At 71.4% G+C, this 23,614-nt stretch carries 17 protein-coding genes; 9 read left to right on the forward strand and 8 right to left on the reverse strand.

The genetic code is table 11. The annotated features are described in order from the left end of the window. Window positions 1-110: 110 nt before the first annotated feature. From FGW31_RS04470 to FGW31_RS04485, 5 genes are all read right to left on the reverse strand, one after another. Window positions 111-1,292 carry an ROK family protein gene (locus FGW31_RS04470; RefSeq protein ID WP_142192351.1) on the reverse strand — a complete coding sequence of 394 codons (1,182 nt, stop codon included), beginning with the start codon at window positions 1,290-1,292 and terminating at the stop codon, window positions 111-113. A 218-nt stretch (window positions 1,293-1,510) separates the two neighbouring features. Continuing rightward, the gene (locus tag FGW31_RS04475; RefSeq protein ID WP_142192017.1) at window positions 1,511-2,188 is read right to left on the reverse strand and encodes a GntR family transcriptional regulator; all 678 of its coding nucleotides are present in this window, start codon (window positions 2,186-2,188) and stop codon (window positions 1,511-1,513) included. Window positions 2,189-2,349: 161 nt separating this feature from the next. Further along, window positions 2,350-3,297 carry a beta-ketoacyl-ACP synthase III gene (locus FGW31_RS04480; RefSeq protein ID WP_142192018.1) on the reverse strand — a complete coding sequence of 316 codons (948 nt, stop codon included), beginning with the start codon at window positions 3,295-3,297 and terminating at the stop codon, window positions 2,350-2,352. A 143-nt stretch (window positions 3,298-3,440) separates the two neighbouring features. After that, window positions 3,441-3,581 (reverse strand): MFS transporter small subunit, encoded by a 141-nt coding sequence (locus tag FGW31_RS34915; protein ID WP_182674462.1) that lies wholly within the window; start codon window positions 3,579-3,581, stop codon window positions 3,441-3,443. Next, entirely contained in the window at window positions 3,550-4,890 is a 1,341-nt protein-coding gene (locus FGW31_RS04485; RefSeq protein WP_142192019.1) for an OFA family MFS transporter, read from the reverse strand. Before FGW31_RS04485 ends, FGW31_RS34915 begins: the two co-directional genes overlap by 32 nt. Before the next feature lie 251 nt (window positions 4,891-5,141). Here FGW31_RS04485 and FGW31_RS04490 point away from each other — a divergent pair, with 251 nt between their 5' ends. The 5 genes from FGW31_RS04490 to fdhD are packed head-to-tail and all read left to right on the forward strand — an operon-like array spanning window position 5,142 to window position 11,840. Next, window positions 5,142-6,113: a 2-dehydropantoate 2-reductase gene (locus FGW31_RS04490; protein ID WP_142192020.1), complete on the forward strand. Its 972-nt coding sequence runs from the start codon at window positions 5,142-5,144 to the stop codon at window positions 6,111-6,113. Next, complete coding sequence (locus FGW31_RS04495) at window positions 6,110-8,125, forward strand: molybdopterin oxidoreductase family protein (protein WP_233452392.1); 2,016 nt, start codon at window positions 6,110-6,112, stop codon at window positions 8,123-8,125. The genes FGW31_RS04490 and FGW31_RS04495 overlap by 4 nt, the downstream gene beginning before the upstream one ends. A 6-nt stretch (window positions 8,126-8,131) precedes the next feature. Continuing rightward, entirely contained in the window at window positions 8,132-10,117 is a 1,986-nt protein-coding gene (locus FGW31_RS04500; protein WP_142192021.1) for an NAD(P)H-dependent oxidoreductase subunit E, read from the forward strand. After that, window positions 10,114-10,974, forward strand: a complete 861-nt coding sequence (locus FGW31_RS04505; RefSeq protein ID WP_142192022.1) for a 2Fe-2S iron-sulfur cluster-binding protein — start codon at window positions 10,114-10,116, stop codon at window positions 10,972-10,974. Before FGW31_RS04500 ends, FGW31_RS04505 begins: the two co-directional genes overlap by 4 nt. 17 nt (window positions 10,975-10,991) lie before the next feature. Beyond that, window positions 10,992-11,840 (forward strand): formate dehydrogenase accessory sulfurtransferase FdhD, encoded by an 849-nt coding sequence (fdhD, locus tag FGW31_RS04510; RefSeq protein WP_142192023.1) that lies wholly within the window; start codon window positions 10,992-10,994, stop codon window positions 11,838-11,840. Between the two features lie 269 nt (window positions 11,841-12,109). On the opposite strand, the gene FGW31_RS04515 is transcribed toward fdhD, so the two are convergent. Then, window positions 12,110-13,129, reverse strand: a complete 1,020-nt coding sequence (locus FGW31_RS04515) for a bile acid:sodium symporter family protein (RefSeq protein ID WP_182674464.1) — start codon at window positions 13,127-13,129, stop codon at window positions 12,110-12,112. 148 nt (window positions 13,130-13,277) lie between these two features. Between FGW31_RS04515 and FGW31_RS04520 the strand changes: the two genes are divergently transcribed. From FGW31_RS04520 to FGW31_RS04530, 3 genes are all read left to right on the forward strand, one after another. Next, window positions 13,278-14,159, forward strand: a complete 882-nt coding sequence (locus tag FGW31_RS04520) for a LysR family transcriptional regulator (protein ID WP_142192025.1) — start codon at window positions 13,278-13,280, stop codon at window positions 14,157-14,159. A gap of 295 nt (window positions 14,160-14,454) precedes the next feature. Beyond that, window positions 14,455-16,281 carry an AMP-dependent synthetase/ligase gene (locus FGW31_RS04525; RefSeq protein ID WP_142192026.1) on the forward strand — a complete coding sequence of 609 codons (1,827 nt, stop codon included), beginning with the start codon at window positions 14,455-14,457 and terminating at the stop codon, window positions 16,279-16,281. A 125-nt stretch (window positions 16,282-16,406) separates the two neighbouring features. Further along, entirely contained in the window at window positions 16,407-17,198 is a 792-nt protein-coding gene (locus FGW31_RS04530) for an aldo/keto reductase (protein WP_142192353.1), read from the forward strand. A gap of 187 nt (window positions 17,199-17,385) precedes the next feature. On the opposite strand, the gene FGW31_RS04535 is transcribed toward FGW31_RS04530, so the two are convergent. Next, complete coding sequence (locus tag FGW31_RS04535) at window positions 17,386-18,309, reverse strand: class I SAM-dependent methyltransferase (RefSeq protein WP_142192027.1); 924 nt, start codon at window positions 18,307-18,309, stop codon at window positions 17,386-17,388. Window positions 18,310-18,465: 156 nt separating this feature from the next. Beyond that, window positions 18,466-20,187, reverse strand: a complete 1,722-nt coding sequence (locus FGW31_RS04540; RefSeq protein ID WP_142192028.1) for a glycoside hydrolase family 6 protein — start codon at window positions 20,185-20,187, stop codon at window positions 18,466-18,468. Between the two features lie 494 nt (window positions 20,188-20,681). Here FGW31_RS04540 and FGW31_RS04545 point away from each other — a divergent pair, with 494 nt between their 5' ends. Continuing rightward, on the forward strand, window positions 20,682-23,597 hold the full coding sequence (locus tag FGW31_RS04545) for a glycoside hydrolase family 48 protein (protein ID WP_142192029.1): 2,916 nt from the start codon (window positions 20,682-20,684) through the stop codon (window positions 23,595-23,597). Window positions 23,598-23,614 lie beyond the last annotated feature (17 nt).

A 23,614-nucleotide genomic window follows, 5' to 3' on the forward strand; every position in this document is an offset into this window, starting at 1 on the left:
TGGTGCGGTGGCGGTGCGGGGTGGTGCCGGTGTGCTGTTCCGGTGCGGTGGAGCAGGTGGGGCGGTGCCGTGCGGTGGAGCGGGTGGGGCGGTGCCGTGCGACGAACTGCTTACGCGGGTGAGAACAGGTGGTCGCTGATGAGCCGGGCCGCGCCGATGACTCCGGCGGTGGGTCCCAGTTCGCCCAGGACGATCGGCAGGTTGCCGGTGGCCAGGGGCAGCGACTGGCGGTAGACCTGGGTGCGGATGGCGGCGAGCAGGGTGTGGCCGAGTCCGGTCACACCACCGCCGATCACCACCAGGCCGGGGTTGAAGAAGCTGACCAGGCCGGCGATGACCTGGCCGGTGCGGTTGCCGCCCTCGCGGATCAGCTCGAGGGCGGTGGCGTCGCCGGCCGCGGCGGCTGCGGCCACGTCGGCGGCGCCGAGCGTGCCGTTCGCCTCCAGGCGGCTCGCGAGTTCGGGGGACAGCCGCTGTTCGGCCGCCTCCGTCGCGTCCCGGGCGAGGGCCGCGCCGGAGAAGTGTGCCTCCAGGCAGCCCCGGTTGCCGCAGGCGCACGGACGTCCGTCGGGCACGGCCTGGATGTGCCCGATGTCGCCCGCGCTGCCCGTCGTACCGCGGTAGACCTCTCCGCCGACGACGATGCCGCAGCCGATGCCGGTACCGATCTTGACGACGAGGAAGTCGTGCACGGTGCGGGCGACGCCCGCGTGCTGCTCGCCCATGGCCATCAGGTTCACGTCGTTGTCGACCATGACCGGGCAGCCGAGGTCCTGGCTGAGTGCCTCCCGCACGGGGAAGCCGTCCCAGCCCGGCATGATCGGCGGAGCGACCGGGATGCCCTCGGGGAAGCGGACCGGGCCCGGGACGCCGATGCCGGCGCCGTCGAACCCCTCCGCGAGCCCTGAGGCCCGGAGCTTCGCCGCCATGGACAGCACCTGCTCGAAGACCGCGACGGGTCCCTCGCGTACGTCCATGGGCTGGTTGATGTGGCCCAGGATCTCCAGTTCGGCGTTGGTGACGGCGACGTCGACCGAGGTCGCGCCGATGTCGACGCCGAGGAACCGCAGGTGCGGGTTGAGCCGGATGTTGTGGGAGCGCCGGCCGCCGCGCGAGGCGGCGAGTCCGTCGGCCACGACGAGTTCCGTCTCCAGCAGCCGGTCCACCTCCACGGCCAGTTTCGACCGGGAGAGGTCGACCTGGTCGCCCAGCTGGGCACGGGAGTTGGGGCCACCGTCGCGCAGGAGCCTGAGCAGTCGGGCCTGGTGAGCGTTGGCGGGTCGCGCTGTCATACGTCTCACGAACCCCTCCCCGCCTCAATCGGCCTGTGCGCGCCGGTTTCCGGCCACGTGTGTGGCGTGCTTTCGGATGGGAAAGTAGCAGCGCCTGCCGGACGTGGGAAGAAGTCGCGCAGGAATTGGCCCCTACTTTTTCCACTCACAGGACAAAGGCGCGCGCAGGAACGCCGCGAAGGACGACAAAGGGGTCGGAAACGCAGGTCCGGTCGGCGTCAGGACGTGGCGCGGGCGTGGTACGAGCGCCGGGTGTGCTCGGTGTGTTCCCGCATGAGGCGGGTGGCCAGTTGCTCGTCGCGGGCGGCGATGGCGGCGATCATCTCGCGGTGCTCGACCCAGGACTGCTCGCCGCGCTGCCGGGCCACCGGCGTGTAGTACCAGCGCACGCGCCGGTCGACCTGGGCGGCGAGTTCGGCGAGCACGGCGTTGCCGGCCAGCTCCATGATCTTGGCATGGAAGCGGGCGTTGAGGGCGACGGCGGCGTCCACGTCGTCGGCCTCGACGGCCCGCAGCCCTTCGGCCAGGATGTCCTCCAGGACCTGGATGCCCGCGCTGTCGGCGTTGCCCGCGGCGAGCCGGGCCGCCTCGGCCTCCAACAGCGTGCGCACGGTGAGGAGTTGGTCGGCCTCCTCCTCCGTCGGCTCGTGCACGAAGGCGCCCTGCGCGGGCCGCAGGTCCACCCAGCCCTCGGTGTTGAGCCGCTGCAGCGCCTCGCGCACCGGCTGGCGCGAGACGCCGAGGTGTCCGGCGAGTTCGCTTTCGACGAGGTGCTGGCCCGGCTGGAGGGCGCGGGTGGTGATGAGTTCGAGCAGCGCCTCGTAGACGCGGTCGCGCAGCGGGCCGGGCCGTTCGAGCCTGGGCACCGCCCCCTGCGGCAGTCCTGTCGACAACATCGCGGTTCCCCTCTTCGGAAAGCGCCGTGCACCCGCACGCACGCCGGTGCCACCGCCGCACCGGCAGTGATTGTCTTTCGTCTACAGTCTACGGTGCGCAGGTGCCAAGTGGGTCGACACGTCTACCTCGTCACACCGTGCCGGAGGGTTGCGCGGGCCGCTCAGGGGCAGCGCACGACCTGGCCCGCGTACGAGAGATTGCCGCCGAAGCCGAACAGCAGCACGGGGTCGCCGCTGGTCACGTCACCTCGTTCGACGAGCTTGGAGAAGGCCAGCGGAATACTCGCGGCCGAGGTGTTGCCCGACTCGGTGACATCGCGGGCGACGACGGCGTTGACGGCGCCGATCCGCTGTGCGAGGGGCTCGATGATCCGCAGGTTGGCCTGGTGCAGCACGACCGCGGCGAGGTCCGCGGGCGCGAGTCCGGCCTGCTCGCAGGCCCGGCGGGCGACGACCGGCAGCTGGGTGGTCGCCCAGCGGTAGACGCTCTGCCCCTCCTGCGCGAACCGCGGCGGCGTCCCCTCGATCCGCACCGCGTGCCCCATGGTGGGCACCGAGCCCCACAGCACCGGCCCGATGCCCGCCTCCCCCTCCGGCGCGCAGGCCTCCACCACGGCGGCGCCCGCACCGTCGCCGACGAGGACGCAGGTGGAGCGGTCGGTCCAGTCGGTCACCTCGGACATCTTGTCGGCGCCGACGACCAGCACCCGGTTCGCGCCGCCCGCGCGCACGGCGTGGTCGGCGGTGGCGAGGGCGTGGGTGAATCCGGCGCAGACGACGTTGATGTCCATGACGGCGGGCCCGGGCATGCCGAGCCGGGCCGCGACCCGGGCGGCCATGTTGGGCGAGCGGTCGATCGCGGTGGAGGTGGCGACCAGGACCAGGTCGATCTCGGCGGGGGTCCGGCCCGCTGCGGCCAGCGCCTTGGCGGCGGCGTACGCGGCCAGCTCGTCGACCGGCTCGTCGGGGCCGGCGATGTGACGGGTGCGGATACCCACCCGGCTGGTGATCCACGCGTCGCTGGTGTCGACCATGCCCGCCAGGTCCTCGTTGGTGAGGACCCGGGCGGGCTGGTAGTGGCCGACGGCGGCGATGCGCGAGCCGATCATGGGTGATCCCCCTCGTGGTTCGGTTGCGGGATGCACCAGTCTGATCAGTGACTCACCGGTACGACGGCAGGTGATGCGACAGGAAACGGTCGCCGGGCTTGTCGGCTTCCGTCAGACCCTCGGGCACCGCCGGGGACGGGGCCTCACCCGGTGAACAGCTGGGTCGCCTTGCGCACCAGCTCGTACAGCCCGTAGCCGAGCGGCACCCCCACCCACAGCCAGGCGAAGGTGATCAGTCCGCGGCGGCCGGGGCTAGGCGGACTCTGGCTGTTCTCGCCGGTCATCGGCGGCCTCCTGCGGTGTGTCGGTGCCGGGGACGTGGTGGCGGGGGTGGACCGGCCGGACGAGTTCGTTGGCGACGAAGCCGACGACGAGCAGCCCGATCATGATCATCAGGGACGTCCCGTACAGGGACGAGCCGTGCCGGCCCGCCTCCTCCTGCCGGTCGGCGACCCAGTTCACGATCAGCGGTCCGAGGACGCCGGCCGTGGACCAGGCGGTGAGCAGCCGGCCGTGGATGGCGCCCACCTGGTAGGTGCCGAAGAGGTCCTTCAGATACGCCGGGACGGTGGCGAAGCCGCCGCCGTAGAAGGAGAGGATCACCAGCGCGCACAGCACGAACAGCGGCTTGGAGGAGTCGCCCAGCAGCGCGATGAGCGCGTACATCAGCGCTCCGACGCCGAGGTAGACCCGGTAGATGTTCTTGCGGCCGATGAGGTCGGAGGTGGTCGACCAGCCGATGCGGCCCGCCATGTTCGCCGCGGACAGCAGCGCGACGAACCCGGCGGCGGCCGTCGCGGACACCGGTGCGGAGGTGTCGGCGAAGAAGTCGGTGATCATCGGGGCGGCCTTCTCGAGGATGCCGATGCCCGCGGTGACGTTCATGGTCAGCACGATCCACAGCAGCCAGAACTGCGGGGTGCGCACGGCGGAGCGGGCCGAGACCTGCGGTCCGGTGACCGCGGCGGGAGCGCCGGCCGCCGGGCCCTCGGTGCGCGGCACCCGCACCAGCAGCACGCCGAGCAGCATGAACACGGCGTACGTCACTCCGTGCACGAGGAAGGCGAGCGCGATGCCGGTGTTGCCGGTGCCGAAAGAGTCGAGCATCTGCGCCGACCAGGGCGAGGCGATCAGCGCGCCGCCGCCGAAGCCCATGATGGCGATGCCGGTGGCCATGCCGGGCCGGTCGGGGAACCACTTGATCAGCGTGGAGACGGGCGAGATGTAGCCGATGCCCAGACCGATGCCGCCGACGAAGCCGTAGCCGAAGACGATCAGCCAGTACTGCTCGGTGGCCGCGCCCAGCGCGGAGAGCAGGAAGCCGGAGGAGAAGCAGACCAGGGCGACGGTCATCGCCCAGCGCGGGCCCCGGCGTTCGACGAGGGTGCCGCCGAACGCGGCGGACAGGCCGAGCATGACGATGCCGAGCTGGAAGGGCAGCGCGCTCTGGGTGCCGCTGAGGCCGAGCGCGGACTCCAGCGGCGGTTTGAACACGCTCCACGCGTAGGCCTGGCCGATGGAGAGGTGAACGGAGAGCGCGGCGGGCGGAACGAGCCAGCGGCTCCAGCCCGGGGGCGCGACGGGGGGACTCATGAGTCCCCAACCGTAGGGAGCGGAGAGTCCCTTGAGAAGGCAGTTGAGCAGACAACCACTGGTGCTGCACAAAGCCTTGCTGGGGCAACCCCCATACTGTAGACAATATTTCGTCGACAGAGATGCGGCAGCTCGCGTCTTCCCTCGGTTCGCCTGGTTCCCCCTGGTTCCCTCCTTTCCTCAGGTGCCTATCGATTCCTCATTCCTCTCGGTTCCTCGGTATCCCTCGACCGGACGGAGCGCCCCACGTCATGAAAGTCGCAGTCCTCGGCGCCGGAGCGATCGGCGCCTACGTCGGCGCCGCGCTCCACCGTGCGGGCGCCGACGTGCATCTCATCGCCCGTGGACCGCATCTGGCGGCCATGAGGCAGTACGGAGTGCAGGTGCGCAGCCCGCGCGGTGACTTCACCGCCCATCCCCATGCCACCGACGACCCGGCCGAGGTGGGCCCGGCCGACTACGTCTTCCTGGGCCTGAAGGCCAACTCGTACGCGGCGTGCGGGCCGCTGATCGAGCCGCTGCTGCACGGCTCCACGGCCGTGGTGGCCGCCCAGAACGGCATCCCCTGGTGGTACTTCCACCGGCACGGCGGGCCGCACGACGGCCGCCGCCTGGAGAGTGTCGACCCCGACGGCGCGGTCAGTGCGGTGCTCGCGCCCGAACGGGCCGTCGGCTGCGTCGTCTACGCGGCCACCGAACTCGCACAGCCGGGCGTCGTCCGGCACGTGGAGGGCACCCGCTTCTCCATCGGCGAACCCGACCGCAGCGTCTCCGCGCGCTGTCTGGCCCTGAGCGAGGCGATGCGGGCGGGCGGTCTGAAGTGCCCGGTCGAGCCCGACCTGCGCAACGACATCTGGCTGAAGCTGCTCGGCAACATCTCCTTCAACCCGATCAGCGCTCTCTCGCGCGCCACCATGCGGCAGATGTGCCGGCACGGCGGCACCCGCCAGGTCATCGAGACGATGATGACCGAGACGCTGACGGTCGCATCGGCCCTGGGCTGCGAGTCGGGCGTCTCCATCGAACGCCGGCTCGCGGGCGCCGAACGGGTCGGCGACCACCGCACCTCCACGCTCCAGGACCTGGAGCGAGGCAAGCCGCTGGAGCTCGACGTGCTGCTCGCGGCCGTCGTCGAGCTGGCGGAGATCACCGGCGTCCCGGTGCCCACCCTGCGCACCGTGCACGCCCTGTCGGACCTGCTCGCCCTGAGGAGCGCCGCATGAGCGAACGCGATCCGAACCGACGCGATCCGTACCGCCGCGATCCCGAACAACGGGAACGGAGGCCACGCAGCCCGGAACAGCGCAAGCAGCAGCAACGCGACGGGAGCCCGAAGACGTACACCCGCCTCACCCACCCCCTGGTCCGGGACGCACGCGACGCGCCGCTGCGCCGGGCGACGTGGGACGAGGCACTGGACCGGGCCGCCCGGGGATTCCGGGCGGCACAGGGCGCGTTCGGGATGTTCTCCTGCGCCCGCGCCACCAACGAGATGAACTACGTGGCCCAGAAATTCGCCCGGGTCGTCATGGGCACCAACAACGTCGACTCCTGCAACCGCACCTGCCACGCCCCGTCCGTGGCCGGCCTGTCGGCGGCGTTCGGCTCGGGCGGCGGGACGTCGTCGTACGAGGAGATCGAGCACACCGACGTCATCGTCATGTGGGGCTCCAACGCCCGCTTCGCGCACCCGATCTTCTTCCAGCACGTGCTGAAGGGCGTCCGCAACGGCGCCCGCCTGTACGCCGTCGACCCGCGCCGGACGTCCACGGCCGAGTGGGCGGAGAGCTGGCTGGGCCTGAACGTCGGCACCGACATCCCGATGGCGCACGCGATCGGCCGCGAGATCATCCACGCGGGCCTGGTCAACGAAGAGTTCGTACGGCGGGCGACCACCGGCTTCGAGGAGTACCGGGCGCTCGTCGAGCCGTGGACGCCGTCCCTCGCCGAAAAGGTGACGGGCGTACCGGCCGCCGCCGTACGGGAGCTGGCGCACGCCTACGCGCGCGCCGAGCGCGCCCAGCTGTGCTGGACCCTCGGCATCACCGAGCACCACAACGGCACCGACAACGTCCGCGCCCTGATCAACCTCTCCCTGCTCACCGGCCACGTCGGCCGCTACGGCTCGGGGCTGCAGCCGCTGCGCGGCCAGAACAACGTGCAGGGCGGCGGCGACATGGGCGCCATCCCCAACCGTCTGCCGGGCTTCCAGGACATCCTCGACACCGGTGTCCGGGCGAAGTTCGAGTCCGCCTGGAACACGGTCATCCGGCCGCGCTACGGGCTGAACCTGACGGAGATGTTCGAGGCGATGGAGGACGGTTCGCTGCGGGCGGTCTACTGCATCGGCGAGAACCCGGCGCAGTCGGAGGCGGACGCCGAGCAGGCGGTGCGCCGGCTGCGGCAGCTGGACTTCCTGGTGGTGCAGGACATCTTCCTGACGAAGACCGCCGAACTCGCGGACGTCGTGCTGCCCGCGACCGCCGGCTGGGCGGAGACGGAGGGCACCACCACCAACAGCGAGCGACGCGTGCAGCGGGTCCGCCGGGCGGTGGTGCCGCCCGGCGAGGCGCGCGAGGACATCGACATCCTCTGCGACCTCGCCGCCCGTCTCGGCCACGACTGGAAGTACGCCGACGCCGAGGCCGTCTGGAACGAGCTGCGCTCCGTCTCCCCGGACCACCACGGCATGACGTACGAACGCCTGGAGGAGCACCAGGGCATCCAGTGGCCCTGCCCGAGCACCGACGCGCTCGAACCGCCGTTCCTGCACGGCCGGTTGTGGGATCCGGACCCGGCGGTGCGGGGCAGGCCCGCGCCGTTCGGGATCGTGCAGCACGACCCGCCGGTGGACCTCACCGACGAGGAGTACCCGATCCGGCTGACCACGGGCCGGCGCCTCGACTCCTACAACACGGGTGTGCAGAGCGGCGGTTACGCCTCCCCGCTGCGGCGCGGCGAGTCCGTCGAGCTGAGCCCGGAGGACGCCGAGCGGTACGGCGTCGTGGTCGGCGAGCAGGTGCGGGTGACCTCGCGGCGCGGGTCGGTGCTGGCGCCGGTGTGGGTCGACACCGCGCTGCGGCCGGGCCTGGCGTTCATGACGTTCCACTTTCCCGACGAGGTGGACACCAACCGGCTGACCATCGAGGCGAACTGCCCGATCGCCGGGACGGCGGAGTTCAAGGCGTCGGCGATCCGGATCGACAAGCTCCCGGCTCCGACACACGTGAGGTGAGGACCAGTGGATCTGCACTTCGGTGACAGCAAACCCACCGACGAGGAACGGGCGGCGGTCGACGCGCTGCTCGGGCCGCCCGAGTCCTCCTGGGAGGGCGCCGACCGGTCCGCCGCGGACCTCCGGTGGGCCCGCGGCGGCCGGGAGGCCCGCGACCGCCGCGACCTGCTGCTGCCGGGGCTGCACGCCCTCAACGACCGGGTCGGCTGGATCAGCGAGGGCGCCCTGGACTACCTGTGCCGCCGTCTGACCGTGCCCCCGGCCGAGGCGTACGGCGTCGCCACGTTCTACGCGATGTTCTCCGTGCGCCCGCGCCCGGCGACCGTCCTGCACGTGTGCACGGACCTGGCGTGCACGGCGGCCGGGGCGGCCGCGCTGTGCGCGGGCGTCGAGGCACGTCTGGGCCCGGGCGGCGGCGTACAGGTCGAACGCAGCCCCTGCCTGGGTCTGTGCGAACGGGCACCGGCAGCCCTGGTGATCCGGGCCGGGGTCGGCCCGGCCCGTTGGGCGTCGGCGGACGAGGCCGTCGGGGCCGACGGGGCCGACGGGGCCGACGGGGTGTCCGGGCGCACGGTCCTCGGGGCCGGTGGGGGTCCCTTCCGGTCGGACGGAGCCGGGAGGGACGGAGACACGGGGCGGCCGGGGCGGGACATTCCGAGGGCCACCGCCGTCTGCGCCCCCGCCGCCGTCGACGCCACCGTCTCCGCCGCCACCGCCCCGGAGAACGCCCCCGCCGAACCCCCGCCCGCCGCCGCGGTCCCCCAGGCCGGCGACCCCGCGCTCATGCTCCTCCACCGCATCGGCACCACCGATCCCGCGTCCCTCGACGACTACCGGGCGAACGGCGGCTACACCGCACTGCGCCGCGCCTTCGCCCTCGGCCCCGCCGGCGTGATCCGCGAGGTCACCGACTCCGGGCTGCTGGGCCGCGGCGGCGCCGCCTTCCCCACCGGCCGCAAGTGGCAGGCCACCGCCTCCCAGCCGGACCACCCGCACTACCTCGTCTGCAACGCCGACGAGTCCGAACCGGGCACCTTCAAGGACCGCGTCCTGATGGAGGGCGACCCGTACGCGCTGGTGGAGGCGATGACGATCGCGGCGTACGCGACCGGCGCCCACCGGGGCCACCTCTACCTGCGCGGCGAATACCCGAGGGCCCTGCACCGCATGGAGCACGCCATCGGCCGGGCCCGCGCCCGCGGCCTGCTCGGCGACGACATCCTCGGCCAGGGCTACTCCTTCGACATCGAGATCCGGCGCGGCGCGGGCGCCTACATCTGCGGCGAGGAGACGGCACTGTTCAACTCCATCGAGGGCCGCCGTGGCGAGCCGCGCTCCAAGCCCCCGTTCCCGGTCGAGAAGGGCCTGTTCGGCAAGCCGACCGTGGAGAACAACGTGGAGACCCTGGTCAACGTCCTGCCGATCCTGACCATGGGCGCCCCGGCCTACGCGGCGATCGGCACGGAGAGGTCCACCGGACCCAAGCTGTTCTGCGTCTCCGGCAGCGTGACCCGCCCCGGCGTCTACGAACTCCCCTTCGGCGCGACGCTCGGCGAACTCCTCACGCTCGCCGGTGTGCGGGACAACCTGCGGGCGGTCCTCCTCGGCGGCGCCGCCGGCGGCTTCGTACGCCCCGACGAGCTGGACCTCCCGCTCACCTTCGAAGGCACCCGGGAGGCCGGCACCACCCTCGGCTCCGGCGTCGTCATGGCGTTCGACGACACCGTGCCGCTCCCCCGCCTGCTGCTGCGCATCGCGGAGTTCTTCCGGGACGAGTCGTGCGGCCAGTGCGTGCCCTGCCGGGTCGGCACGGTCCGCCAGGAGGAGGCGCTGCGCCGGATCGTGGACCGCACCGGCGCCGACGCCGCCGGGGACGTCGCCCTGCTGCGCGAGGTCGGCCGCGCGATGCGGGACGCCTCGATCTGCGGTCTGGGACAGACCGCGTGGAACGCCGTGGAATCCGCCATCGACCGTCTGGGGGCGTACGAATGACCGTGACACCGCTGGGGATTCCCCGCCGGCTGCTGGAGTTCACCCTCGACGGGGAGCCGGTCAGGGCGCCCGAGGGGTCGACGATCCTGGACGCCTGCCGGGCCGCCGGGAAGGACGTCCCGACGCTGTGCGAGGGCGACACGCTGACGCCGAAGAACGCCTGCCGGGTCTGCGTGGTGGAGGTCGAGGGCTCCCGCACCCTCGTGCCCGCCTGCTCGCGCCGCGCCGAGCCGGGCATGCAGGTGCGCACCGGCACCGAGCGGGCCCGGCACAGCCGCAAGGTCGTCCTGGAACTCCTGGCGTCCTCCGTCGACCTGTCGACCACGCCCCGGGTCGCCGAATGGCTCAAGGAGTACGAGGCGAAGCCGGACCGCTTCGGCCCGGACGCGGCCCGCGTCAACGAGGAGCCGAAGGTCGACAACGACCTCTACGTCCGCGACTACGACAAGTGCATCCTCTGCTACAAGTGCGTGGACGCCTGCGGCGACCAGTGGCAGAACACCTTCGCGATCTCGGTCGCCGGCCGCGGCTTCGACGCGCGGATCGCCGTCGAGCACGACGCCCCGCTCACCGACTCGGCGTGCGTGTACTGCGGCAACTGCATCGAGGTGTGTCCCACCGGGGCCCTGTCGTTCAAGTCGGAGTTCGACATGCGGGCGGCGGGCACCTGGGACGAGTCGCGGCAGACGCGGACGACGACGGTCTGCGCGTACTGCGGAGTGGGCTGCAACCTCACGCTCCATGTGCAGGACAATGAGATCGTGAAGGTCACCTCGCCGCACGACAACCCGGTGACCCACGGCAACCTGTGCATCAAGGGCCGCTTCGGCTACCAGCACGTACAGAACCGGGACTGATCGGGGCTGAAGGACACATGGGACGAGTCACGGAACGACGCAAGGTGCTCCGCATCCGGGACGGGGCGGTCTCCAGCCGTCCCGACACGCTCGTCGCCGAGGAACCCCTGGAGATCCGGCTGAACGGCAGACCGCTGGCGATCACCATGCGCACAGCGGGCGACGACTTCGCGCTGGCGGCCGGCTTCCTGGTGAGCGAGGGAGTGCTGGCCGCCGCGTCCGACCTGCGGAACATCGTCTACTGCGCCGGGGCCACGGCCGACGGGTCCAACACCTACAACGTGGTGGACGTGACGACCGCGCCCGGCGTGGTGATCCCGGACCTCACGCTCGAACGCAACGTGTACACCACCTCCTCCTGCGGGCTGTGCGGCAAGGCCAGCCTCGACGCGGTGCGCACCACGGCCCGGCACCCCATCGCCGACACTCCCCGGCTGCGCGTCGAGCCGGAGCTGCTGGCGAGCCTGCCCGACCGGCTGCGCGCCGCCCAGCGGGTCTTCGACCGCACGGGCGGCCTGCACGCGGCGGCCCTGTTCGACGAGGACGGCGAACTTCTGGACGTCCGGGAGGACGTGGGTCGGCACAACGCGGTCGACAAGCTGGTCGGCCGTGCCCTGCAGAGCGGGAACCTGCCGCTGTCGCGGACGATCCTGCTGGTCTCCGGACGGGCCTCGTTCGAGCTGGCGCAGAAGGCGGTCATGGCGGGCATCCCGATGCTGGCGGCGGTCTCGGCGCCGTCCTCGCTGGCCGTCGACCTGGCGGCGGAGACGGGGCTGACGCTGGTGGGCTTCCTGCGGGGCAGCTCCATGAACGTGTACGCGGGTGAGGACCGCATCGCCCTGCGGGCCGCGGCCGCCCCGGGCTGACCGGTCCCCTCGCTGCACGGCGGCGGGGCCCCAGCCGGCGGGGAGCGCCCCCTGCGCCGCGGGGCCCCGCCTCGGCCCGCACTCAGGGACCGCGAACGCGGGAACGAACCCGTCAACGAACACCGGGCCGTGGCCCCGACCCGTCGAACGCACGACGCACCCCGTCCGCCACCCGACCCCCGACGGCCGCCACCCGACCCGACGACCCACGCTCGCCGTGACAGCCTGCATCCGCCCCGCCGACCGACGCTCAACCCGCCGGCCGACGCTCAGCCGGAACGCGTCCCCGCGCCGACCTCGCTTCCCGGCCGTCCGGACCCTTCCGGTGGGGTGACGTCCTCGGCCGGGTCGTGGGAGCGGCGCTTGGCGATCACCGCGCACACCATCAGCTGCATCTGGTGGAACAGCATCAGCGGCAGCACGGCGAGCGAGGCGTGGGCGCCGAACAGCACGCTCGCCATGGGCAGCCCGGCGGCCAGCGACTTCTTGGAGCCCGCGAACTGGATCGCGATCCGGTCCTCCCGGCCGAACCGCAGCGCCTTCGCGCCGTACCAGGTCAGCAGGAGCATCACGGCGAGCAGGACGGCCTCGACGGCGAGCAGCCCGCCGAGCCGGGCCGGGCTCACCTGGTGCCAGACACCCTGCACCACGCCCGCGCTGAACGCCGTGTAGACGACGAGCAGGATCGAACCCCGGTCGACCAGCCCCAGCGCCTTCCGGTGCCGGGCGACGAAGGAGCCGATCCAGCGGCGCAGCAGCTGTCCGGCGACGAACGGCGCCAGCAGCTGCAGCACGATCTTCACCACCGAGTCGGCGGAGAACCCGCCGCCGCTGCCGCTGCCGCCGAGGAGCGTGGCCGCGAGCAGCGGAGTGGCGACGATGCCGACCAGTGAGGAGAAGGAGCCGGCGCAGATCGCGGCGGGCACGTTGCCGCGGGCGATCGAGGTGAACGCGATCGACGACTGGATGGTGGACGGCACCAGGGTGAGGAAGAGCAGGCCCTGGTAGAGCGGGTCGGTCAGGAACACCGGGACCAGTCCGCGGGCGGCCAGGCCGAGCACCGGGAAGACGACGAAGGTGCAGGCCAGCACGGTGACGTGGAGTCGCCAGTGCTTCAGTCCGTCCAGCGCCTCACGGGTGGACAGCCGGGCTCCGTAGAGGAAGAAGAGGAGCGCCACGGCGGCCGTGGAGGCGCCGGAGGCGATGTCGGCGCCGGTCCCGCGGGCGGGGAGCAGCGCGGCGAGGCCCACCGTCCCGAGCAGGAGCAGGATGTAGGGGTCGATCGGCATCCGAACCGGTCGGCGCAGGCGTTTCACAGTGCTCCACAAAGGTCGAGGGGTCCCCTCTCCATCCTGCTCCCTCCTCCCGTGATCGGGAATCCGGTATACCGCTCTGACTGTCATCACGCTCCGCGATGACCGGGGTAGTCTGCCGAGCATGTACGACCCGACGCAGCTGCGGACGTTCCTGTCGGTGGCGCAGACGCTGAGCTTCACGCAGGCGGCGCGGCGGCTGGGCCTGCGCCAGTCGACCGTGAGCCAGCACGTGCGGCGGCTCGAGGAGGCCACCGGGCGGCAGCTGTTCACCCGGGACACCCACTCGGTGGAGCTGACCGAGGACGGCGAGGCGATGCTCGGCTTCGCGCGGCGCATCCTGGACGTCCACGAGCAGGCGACGCAGTTCTTCACCGGCACCCGGCTGCGCGGCCGGCTGCGCTTCGGCGCGTCGGAGGACTTCGTGCTGACCCGGCTGCCGGAGATCCTCGAACGGTTCCGGCACGAGCACCCCGAGGTCGACCTGGAGCTGACGGTCGAACTGTCGGGCACCCTGCACGAGCAGCTGGCCGCCGGCCGCCTCGACCTGGTGCTCGCCAAGCGGCGGCCGGAGGACCCGCGCCCCGACCCGCACCGGCTGGTGTGGCACGACGAACTGGTGTGGATCGGCCCGCCGGGGCTGCGGCTGGACCCGAACCGTCCGGTGCCGCTGATCGTCTATCCGCCGCCGGGCATCACCCGGGACCTCGCGCTGCGGGCGCTGGAGCGGCAGGGCCGGCAGTGGCGGGTGGCGTGCACCAGCGGCAGCCTGAACGGCCTGCTCGCGGCGGCCCGCGCCGGGCTCGGCGTGATGGTGCACGCGCGCCGGCTGATACCGCCGGGACTGGTGCGGATGCCGGAGCGGGCGGGACTGCCGGAGCCGGGCGAGGTGGACTTCGTGGTGGTGCACGGCCGGCGCCGCCCGTCCGCCCAGGGTGCGGCCGACGCCCTGGCGGCGGCGATCCTCGCGGGCGGCGACCGGCTGCACCGCGGCGGCCGGGAGTGACGTTTCGGGCCGGGCGCACGCTGAGAGGAGTGGGCGCTGCCGTCACTCCATCGGGTGATCATGCGGTCGTACAGATTCGGTGGAGATTACGGTCCCGAAACTTACTCCGCCGTCAGTATTCTGTCCGCCCCCTCCCCGTCTGCGCCTTTTTTCCTTCACTGACCAGCGCGAACGGAAGCGCCACGCGCCGCTCGCCCCCCTCCCGCCCTCCGTCCGCGTGGGGTAGCTTTCACGGCGCTGTGCGGGACGACGCCGTCACCGCACCGATCCGAGCGCTGAGAAGCGGGGAGCGGGATTGCGCGAGTTCACCAACCCTCCGTTGGCGTTGGCGCCTCCGGTGGGCGGTCTGGCCGACGTGGTCTTCCGGTATGCGGAGGAGGACCCCTCGCACATCGCGCTCGGGCGCAAGGACGACACCGGCCGGTGGCGCGACGTGACCAGCGCCGAGTTCCGCGACGAGGTGCTCGCCCTCGCCAAGGGCCTGCTCGCCGGCGGGGTCCGGTTCGGCGACCGGGTCGCCATCATGTCCCGCACCCGGTACGAGTGGACGCTGTTCGACTTCGCGCTGTGGACGATCGGCGCGGTCGTGGTCCCCGTCTACCCCACGTCCTCCGCCGAGCAGTGCTTCTGGATGCTGCACGACGCCGAGGTGACGGCCGCGGTCGTGGAGCACGAGGACCACGCGATGACCATCGCCACGGTCATCGACCGGCTGCCGGGCATGCGCCGGCTGTGGCAGCTCGACGCGGGCGCGCTCCAGGAGCTGTACGACGCGGGCGCGCACCTGGACGACGAGGTGGTGCACCGGCACCGGCAGGCCGTCACGCCCGATTCGGTGGCCACGGTCATCTACACCTCGGGCACCACCGGCCGCCCCAAGGGCTGTGTGATCTCGCACGGCAACTTCATGTACGAGGCGGACACGGTCATCGAGCGCTGGGAGCCGGTGTTCCACTCCCGCAGGGGCGATCAGGCGGCGACCCTGCTGTTCCTGCCGCTCGCCCATGTCTTCGGGCGGATGGTGCAGGTCGCCGGGATCCGCGGGAAGGTGAAGTTCGGCCACCAGCCGCAACTGAACGCGGCGGCGCTGCTGCCCGACCTGGCCGCGTTCCGGCCGACGTTCTTCCTGGCCGTGCCGTACATCTTCGAGAAGGTGTTCAACTCGGCGCGGCGCAAGGCGGAGCGCGAGGGCCGCTCGGGGGCGTTCGAGAAGGCCGTCGAGGTGGCCATCCGGTACGCCGACGCGATGGAGTCCAAGGCCTGGGGCATCGGGCCGGGACCGTCCGCGGCGCTGCGGATGCAGCACCAGTTCTTCGACAAGCTCGTCTACTCCAAGATCCGCGCGGCGATGGGCGGCAGGATCCGGCAGGCCATGTCGGGCGGTTCCGCGATGGACCGGCGGCTCGGGCTGTTCTTCGCGGGCGCGGGCGTCCACATCTACGAGGGGTACGGGCTCACGGAGACGACGGCGGCGGCCACCGCCAACCCGCCCGAGCGCACCCGCTACGGCACGGTCGGCCGGCCCATCCCGGGCGTCACCGTGCACATCGCGGAGGACGGCGAGATCTGGCTGCGCGGCGACAACGTCTTCCAGGGCTACCTCAACAACCCCAAGGCCACCGGTGAGGCCCTGCGCGACGGCTGGCTGGCCACCGGTGACCTCGGTGCCCTGGACGAGGACGGCTATCTGACCATCACCGGGCGCAAGAAGGAGATCCTGGTGACCTCGGGCGGCAAGAGCGTCTCGCCCGGGCCGCTGGAGGAGCGGGTGCGCGACCATCCGCTGGTCAGCCAGTGCATCGTGGTCGGCAACGACCGGCCCTACATCGCCGCGCTGGTCACCCTCGACCAGGAGGCCGTCGAGCACTGGCTGGCGATGCGCGACAAACCGTCGATGTCTCCGGCCCAGCTGGTGCGGGACACCGATCTGGAGACGGAGGTGCGGCGCGCGGTGGTCGCGGCCAACACGCTGGTCTCGCAGGCCGAGTCCATCCGCACCTTCCGCATCCTGGCGCAGCCGTTCACCGAGGAGCAGGGGCTGCTCACCCCGTCGCTGAAGCTGAAGCGGAAGGCGATCGAGAAGGCCTACGAGCGTGAGGTCGAAGCGCTCTACCACGCGTGAATTCCGCGGTCAGGAATGCGCTGGGGGCCGTGATCGTTGAGCATGGACGTACCACCTGACCACAACCTAAGGATCGAGAGCTCGTGAGCAAGGTCCCCCCGATCACCCTGAACAACGGCGTCGAGATGCCCCAGCTGGGCTTCGGCGTCTGGCAGGTGCCGGACGACGAGGCCGAGACCGCGGTCGCGACGGCGCTGGAGGCCGGCTACCGCAGCATCGACACCGCGGCGATCTACGGCAACGAGGAAGGCACCGGCAGGGCCATCGCGCGGTCCGGCGTCGCCCGCGAGGACCTCTTCGTCACCACCAAGCTCTGGAACAGCGAGCAGGGGTACGACTCGACGCTGCGCTCCTTCGACACGTCCCTGGCGAAGCTCGGTCTCGACTACGTGGACCTGTACCTGATCCACTGGCCGACGCCGAAGCGGGACCTGTACGTCGAGACGTACAAGGCGTTCGAGAAGCTGCACGCGGACGGCCGGATCCGGGCCATCGGCGTGTCGAACTTCCTGCCGGAGCACCTGGAGCGGCTGATCGGCGAGACGTCGGTCGTCCCCGCGGTCAACCAGATCGAGCTGCACCCGCACCTTCAGCAGCACGAAGCGCGCGAGTACCACGCGGAGCAGGGCATCGCGACGGAGGCCTGGTCGCCGCTCGGTTCCGGCAAGGGCATCCTGGAGATCCCGGCGATCGTGGCGATCGCGCAGAAGCACGGCCGCACCCCGGCGCAGGTCGTGCTGCGCTGGCACCTCCAGCTCGGCAACGTCGTCATCCCGAAGTCGGTGACGCCGTCCCGGATCGAGGAGAACATCGACGTCTTCGGGTTCAGCCTGGACGCCGAGGACCTCGCCGCGATCAGCGCGCTCAACGAGGACCGGAGGCTGGGTTCGCACCCCGCGGAGTTCAACGCCGGCTGAGCCGGTACGCGTGACGGCCTCCCCCCGGCCCGGGGGGAGGCCGTCGTGCGTCGGCGCCGTCCCGTTGCGGCGGCGCACCTCGCGTTGCTTCGGCGCCGTCCGTCGTGGCGGCGGGCAGCCGCTCGTCGTCCGTCGTCCGTCGGCGGCCCGGCAACGCGGGGCCCGCGGGACCGACCGGGCCGAGGGGTCACACGGGCCGTACCGCCGTGTGGACGGTGTGGGCCGCCAGCACGAACACGTCCGGGCGGTGGTGGACGCTCGCCGGGTCGGCCGGGTCGAGGAGCCGGTCCACGGTGGCGCGGTCGTCGGCGTCCAGGTCCTCGGCGACGCCCTCGCGGATGCGCGTGAGGGCGGTGACGACATAGGCGCGGGTGCGGTCCGTGACCGGGGCGGGGAGGTCCAGGAGGAAGGTGCGCGAGCGGGCGTGGTGCAGGCCCGCCGAGGCCAGCAGGGCCGGCCAGTCCTCGACCTGCTCGACCGATCCGGGCAGTTCGGCCCGCATCCGGCTGAACCTGTCCTCCAGGGCCACGTCGATCCGCGCCTGGAGGCCGGGCCGGCCGAACCCGATGTCGCGGGGCAGGAACCGGACGGGCAGGCCGCCCTCCATGACCGCGAGGGTGCCGCCGGGCGCGAGCCGCTCCGCGCACGCGGCGAGCGCCGCGCCCTGGTCGCCCAGGTGGTGCACGCTGCGGCTGGCCCACAGCAGGTCCGCAGGGTAGTCCAGTTCGCCGAGCGCGCCGGGCAGTTCACCGGCGAGAGTGCCGAAGCGGTCGGCGACGCCCTTGCGTGCGGCCCGCGCGCGGGCCCGCTCCAGCAGCGGTTCCGACCCGTCGACGGCCACGATCCGGGCGCCCGGGAAGGTCTCGGCGAACAGGCACGAGATCACACCGGGACCGCTGCCCGCGTCCACGACCAGGCCCGGCTCGGTCACCTCCTTCGCCAGCCATCCCAGGGCCCGCTCGTACAGCGGGGTGAACAGTTCCGCCTCCGCTTCGAGCAGGGGTGCCATCTCGGCCCAGTCGATGTCGCCGTGGTCGTGGCCGTGCGTGTGCCCGTGCCCGTGCCCGTGCTCGTGGTGTTCGTGGTCGTGTGGTTCGTGGTCGTGCGCCATGGGATCAGCCTCTCCGCTCGGATGCCGTCAGGGTGCGACGACGCACCGCACGGACGCAAACGAAGTTGCCGCTCCCGCAAAAAGGATGCCGAGGAGAAAGTGTTCCGCCGGGTCGGGGCCGGCCGGCCCCGACCCGGCGGAACACCGGTCAGCCCGTCACGACAGCGGCGGGTAGGCGTTCTTCATCAGCTCCTGGAACTGGGCGGAGAACCAGTGCCCGGAGATCGGGGCGTTGCCCAGCGCACCCGACATGTTGTTGTCGTTGCGCGGGTTGCCGGTGTACGTCGGGTCGCACATCCGGTCGAAGCCCTTGCCCTCGTCGTTGTCGATGGGCTCGCTCGCACCGTCGGACTCACCCGGGGGCTTCATCCAGACGTAGGCGTCGATTCCGGGCTCCGGGGAGGCCTGCGGCCGCTCACCGAGGCCGGCCCCCGACTGGTTGCACCAGTTGCCGGTGTTGAAGCGGCGGTCGTAGCGGCCGCCGTCGACGTAGGTGTCCACGCTGGTCGTGGCCCCCGGTCCGGTGGGCCGGTTCGCCCCGCCCCAGCCGTTGCGGGAGGTGTCGATCAGCATGCCGATCCCCGAGTCGAAGCCGAGCGAGACCAGCTTCTGGCGCAGGGCCTGGGCGTACGACAGCTCGTCGACGTAGCGGTTCCAGCTGACCCACTTCGACTCGCGCACCGACTTGCCCGCCACGGTGTCGCCGATGGAGAAGTGGTCCTCCTTCAGCGCGCTGTAGTTGGCCGTGTTGGCGATGAAGCCGTGCACGTCGGCGACGGTCGCGCCCTCGGCGGTCGCGGCCTGCTTGAACATCTCGGCGGAGGCGCCGAAGTTGTCGTCCCAGCCGAGCCAGCCGTGGTGTCCGGCGTCCACGTAGTTGTAGACGTTGGGCACGTCGCCCAGCTTGTTCAGGGCGTAGCCGACGCCCTTCACGTAGTTGCCGTTGGCCTTCATGGTGTCGCAGTTGGGCGTGGCGGTGGGCCGCGGCGACACGTTGGTGACCAGGTTGGGCAGGGAGTCGATCTCGACCGTGGTGACGATCCGCAGCGAGGCGTACTTCGGGTCGGCGAGGATCTCCGCGATCGGGTCGATGTACTGGGTCTTGTAGCGGTCGATCTCCGTCGGGCCGAGCTCGCCGTTGGAGGCGAGGGCGGCGCAGTCGCGGCCCGGCAGGTTGTAGATGACGAGCTGGACGACGAGCTCGCCGGATCCCTTCTGCGTGAGCGCCTCGTCGAGGTGGTCGCGCAGGCCCATGCCGCCGTTGACGCCGTTGATGGCGGCGGTGCGGTCCAGCCAGACACCGGTGGGCTGGTTGGCGATGCGGCTGCCGCCCGGCTCGGCGGCGGCCTTCTCGGACCACTCGGGGTTCACGTAGACCTTGGCGCCGCTGTAGGGGTTGTCGACCCGGTTGCCCGGCGCGGGCGGGTCGGTCGGGTCCGGCGGGTCGGTCGGTCCGCCGCTGTCGACGTTGCAGGTCACGCCGTCGAGGGTGAAGGTGGCGGGGACGGCGTTGGTCCCGCTGTAGGAGCCCTGGAAGCCGAAGGTGGCCGAACCTCCGGTGGACAGCGTGCCGTTGTAGGCCTCGTTGGTGGCGGTGACGTTGGCACCGGACTGGGTGACCTTGGCGTTCCAGCCGCTGGTGACCTTCTGGTTGCCGGCATAGGTCCACTTCAGCGACCAGGACGACTTGGCGGCGCTGTTGTTGGTGACCGTCACGGACGCGGTGAAGCCGGTGGCCCACTGGTTCTGCACCTTGTAGTCCACGGTGCAGGGAACTGCGGCCGCGCCGGTGTCGCCGGGGACGACGGCGAACGCCGTGCCGGAGGCACCGGCGACCAGCGCCATGGCGGCGAGGAGCGCGGTTCTGGTGCGACTCATGAGTGCGGGTTTCCTATCCGTAGGGGGCTGTCCTTCAGCGGCGCGCGACGCGGTCGCACACCGTGGTGCCGTACGGGGTGGGTGTGCCGTCGTGACCCGGTCGGGACGGGTCCTCGGTGCGGTCCGGGAAGGGTCCGGGCAGCACGGAACGGCGCGGTGTCCCACGAGAGTGCGCAGACCCGCGTCAGGTGATCCACACGGACGCGGGGATGGCTAAAAGTACTGAACGCGGGGGGTGGCGCATGAAGCGACTCCTTGCAGGTCGGACGCGCCGTGACGAACGCGTCGACTGGTGGAACCGCTCCCACTGGTGCTTTTGAAGCTAGCGCCAACCGACGGCGAAGAACAGGGGGTTGCTGACATTCCCTCAACTCCGGGCCGTCGAATCTTTTCGACTCTCCACAAGCCTTGACCGCTCCGGGCACCGTCCTCACTATGGGAGCGCTCCCACTGGTTCAAGCCTTGATGACCGAGTCGCAGGAGGAACCAGCACCATGCATCCCCCACCCAGGAGACGCAGAGGCGTCCGGCGGCTGTGGACGGCCGCCGCGGCGGCGCTCGCGCTCCCGCTGACGATGCTCTCGACCGGCTCGACTCCCGCCCAGGCGGCGGCTGTCCAGTGCAGTGTCGACTACCGCACCAACGACTGGGGTTCCGGCTTCACCGCGGACCTGACGGTCACCAACCGCGGTACGGACGCGGTCGACGGCTGGACCCTGACCTACGACTACGCGGGCAACCAGAAGCTCGTGAACGGCTGGAACGGCAGCTGGTCGCAGTCCGGGAAGACCGTGACCGTGAAGAACGCCGGACACAACGCCAAGATCGCCGCCGGCGGCGCCGTCACGACCGGCGCCCAGTTCTCCTACAGCGGCAGCAACGCCGCTCCCACGTCCTTCGCGATCAACGGCACTCCCTGCAACGGGGCCCACCAGCCGCCGATCACGGTGCTGACCAGCCCGCAGGCCGGCGCCGTCTACACGCAGGGCGAGACGGTTCCGCTCGCGGCCACCGCGGCGGCGGCCGACGACGCCACGATCACCAAGGTGGAGTTCTACGACGACACCGAACTGCTGGGCTCGGACAGCAGCGCGCCGTTCACGCTCTCCGTCGCCGGCTTGACCGTGGGCAGTCATTCGCTGGTGGCCAAGGCGTACGACAGCATGAACGCCTCCGCCAGCTCCACCCCGGTCGGCATCACCGTCGCCTCGGGCCCCGCCGTGGTGGCCACGCCGTCCCAGCTCGGCGTGAAGTCCGGTGAGTCGGGCACGTTCGAGGTGAAGCTGTCCAAGCAGCCGAGCGCCAACGTGACCGTCACGACGACCCGCGCGAGCGGCAACTCCGGGCTGTCGGTCTCCGCCGGCGCCTCGCTGACCTTCACGCCCTCGAACTGGAACACCGCGCAGAAGGTGACGGTCGCCGCCGACTCGTCCGGCACCGGATCCGCCGTCTTCGAGTCCTCGGCACCGGGCCACGCCAAGGCGGCGGTCACGGTGACCCAGCTGGGGGCGACGAAGGCCTACGACGCGCGGTTCCTGGACCTGTACGGCAAGATCACCGACCCGGCGAACGGCTACTTCTCGCCCGAGGGCATCCCGTACCACTCGGTGGAGACGCTGATCGTCGAGGCTCCGGACCACGGTCACGAGACCACCTCGGAGGCGTACAGCTACCTGCTGTGGCTCCAGGCGATGTACGGCAAGGTCACCGGTGACTGGTCGAAGTTCAACGGCGCCTGGGAGATCATGGAGAAGTACATGATCCCCACGCACGCCGACCAGCCGACCAACTCCTTCTACAACGCCTCGAAGCCGGCGACGTACGCGCCCGAGCACGACACTCCGAACGAGTACCCCTCCGCGCTCGACTCGGGCGTCTCGGTCGGCCCCGACCCGATCGCGGGCGAGCTGAAGTCCGCCTACGGCACGGACGACGTCTACGGCATGCACTGGATCCAGGACGTCGACAACGTCTACGGCTACGGCAACTCGCCGGGCAAGTGCGAGGCGGGCCCGGCGGACACCGGACCGTCGTACATCAACACCTTCCAGCGCGGCCCGCAGGAGTCGGTGTGGGAGACCGTCCCGCAGCCCACCTGCGACGCCTTCAAGTACGGTGGGCGGAACGGCTACCTGGACCTGTTCACCAAGGACGCGTCCTACGCCAAGCAGTGGAAGTTCACCAACGCCCCGGACGCCGACGCGCGCGCCGTGCAGGCCGCGTACTGGGCCGACCTGTGGGCCAAGGAACAGGGCAAGGGCTCCGACGTCTCCGCGACCGTCGCCAAGGCCGCGAAGATGGGTGACTACCTGCGCTACGCGATGTTCGACAAGTACTTCAAGAAGATCGGCAACTGCACCAGCCCGTCCTGCCCGGCCGGCACCGGCAAGGACGCCTCGCACTACCTGCTGTCCTGGTACTACGCCTGGGGCGGTGCCACCGACACCTCGGCGGGCTGGGCCTGGCGCATCGGCTCCAGCCACGCCCACGGCGGCTACCAGAACCCGCTCGCCGCGTACGCGCTGAGCAACTACGCGCCGCTGAAGCCGAAGTCGGCGACGGGCGCGGACGACTGGTCCAAGTCGCTGCAGCGGCAGCTGGAGTTCTACCGCTGGCTGCAGTCCGACGAGGGCGGCATCGCGGGCGGCGCGACCAACAGCTGGGCGGGCCGCTACACGGCCCCGCCGGCCGGCACGCCGACCTTCTACGGCATGCACTACGACGAGAAGCCGGTCTACCACGACCCGCCGTCGAACCAGTGGTTCGGCTTCCAGGCGTGGTCGATGGAGCGGGTCGCCGAGCTGTACCAGCAGACCGGCAACGCGCTCGCCAAGTCGGTGCTCGACAAGTGGGTCGACTGGGCGCTGTCGGAGACCACCGTCAACCCCGACGGCTCCTTCCGGATCCCGTCGACGCTGCAGTGGTCGGGCAAGCCGGACACCTGGAACCCGTCCTCGCCCGGCGCCAACAGCGGGCTGCACGTCAGTGTCGCCGACTACACCAACGACGTCGGTGTGGCCGCGGCGTACGCCAAGACGCTGACGTACTACGCCGACCGCTCCGGTGACACCGAGGCGGCGGCCACGGCGAAGGCGCTGCTCGACGGCATGTGGGAGAACAACCAGGACGCGCTCGGCATCGCCGTCCCGGAGACCCGCGCCGACTACAACCGCTTCGACGACCCGGTGTACGTGCCGAGCGGCTGGAGCGGCACCATGCCGAACGGCGACGCGATCAACTCGTCGTCGACCTTCGAGTCGATCCGGTCCTTCTACCAGGACGACCCGGCCTGGTCGAAGATCGAGAGCTATCTCGCGGGCGGCGCCGCGCCGACGTTCACGTACCACCGGTTCTGGGCCCAGGCCGACATCGCCCTGGCCATGGGCTCGTACGCGGAGCTTCTCGAATAGCCCCCGCCGACGCTCCG

The organism is Streptomyces calvus, assembly GCF_006782915.1.
Taxonomy (GTDB): Bacteria; Actinomycetota; Actinomycetes; order Streptomycetales; family Streptomycetaceae; genus Streptomyces; species Streptomyces calvus.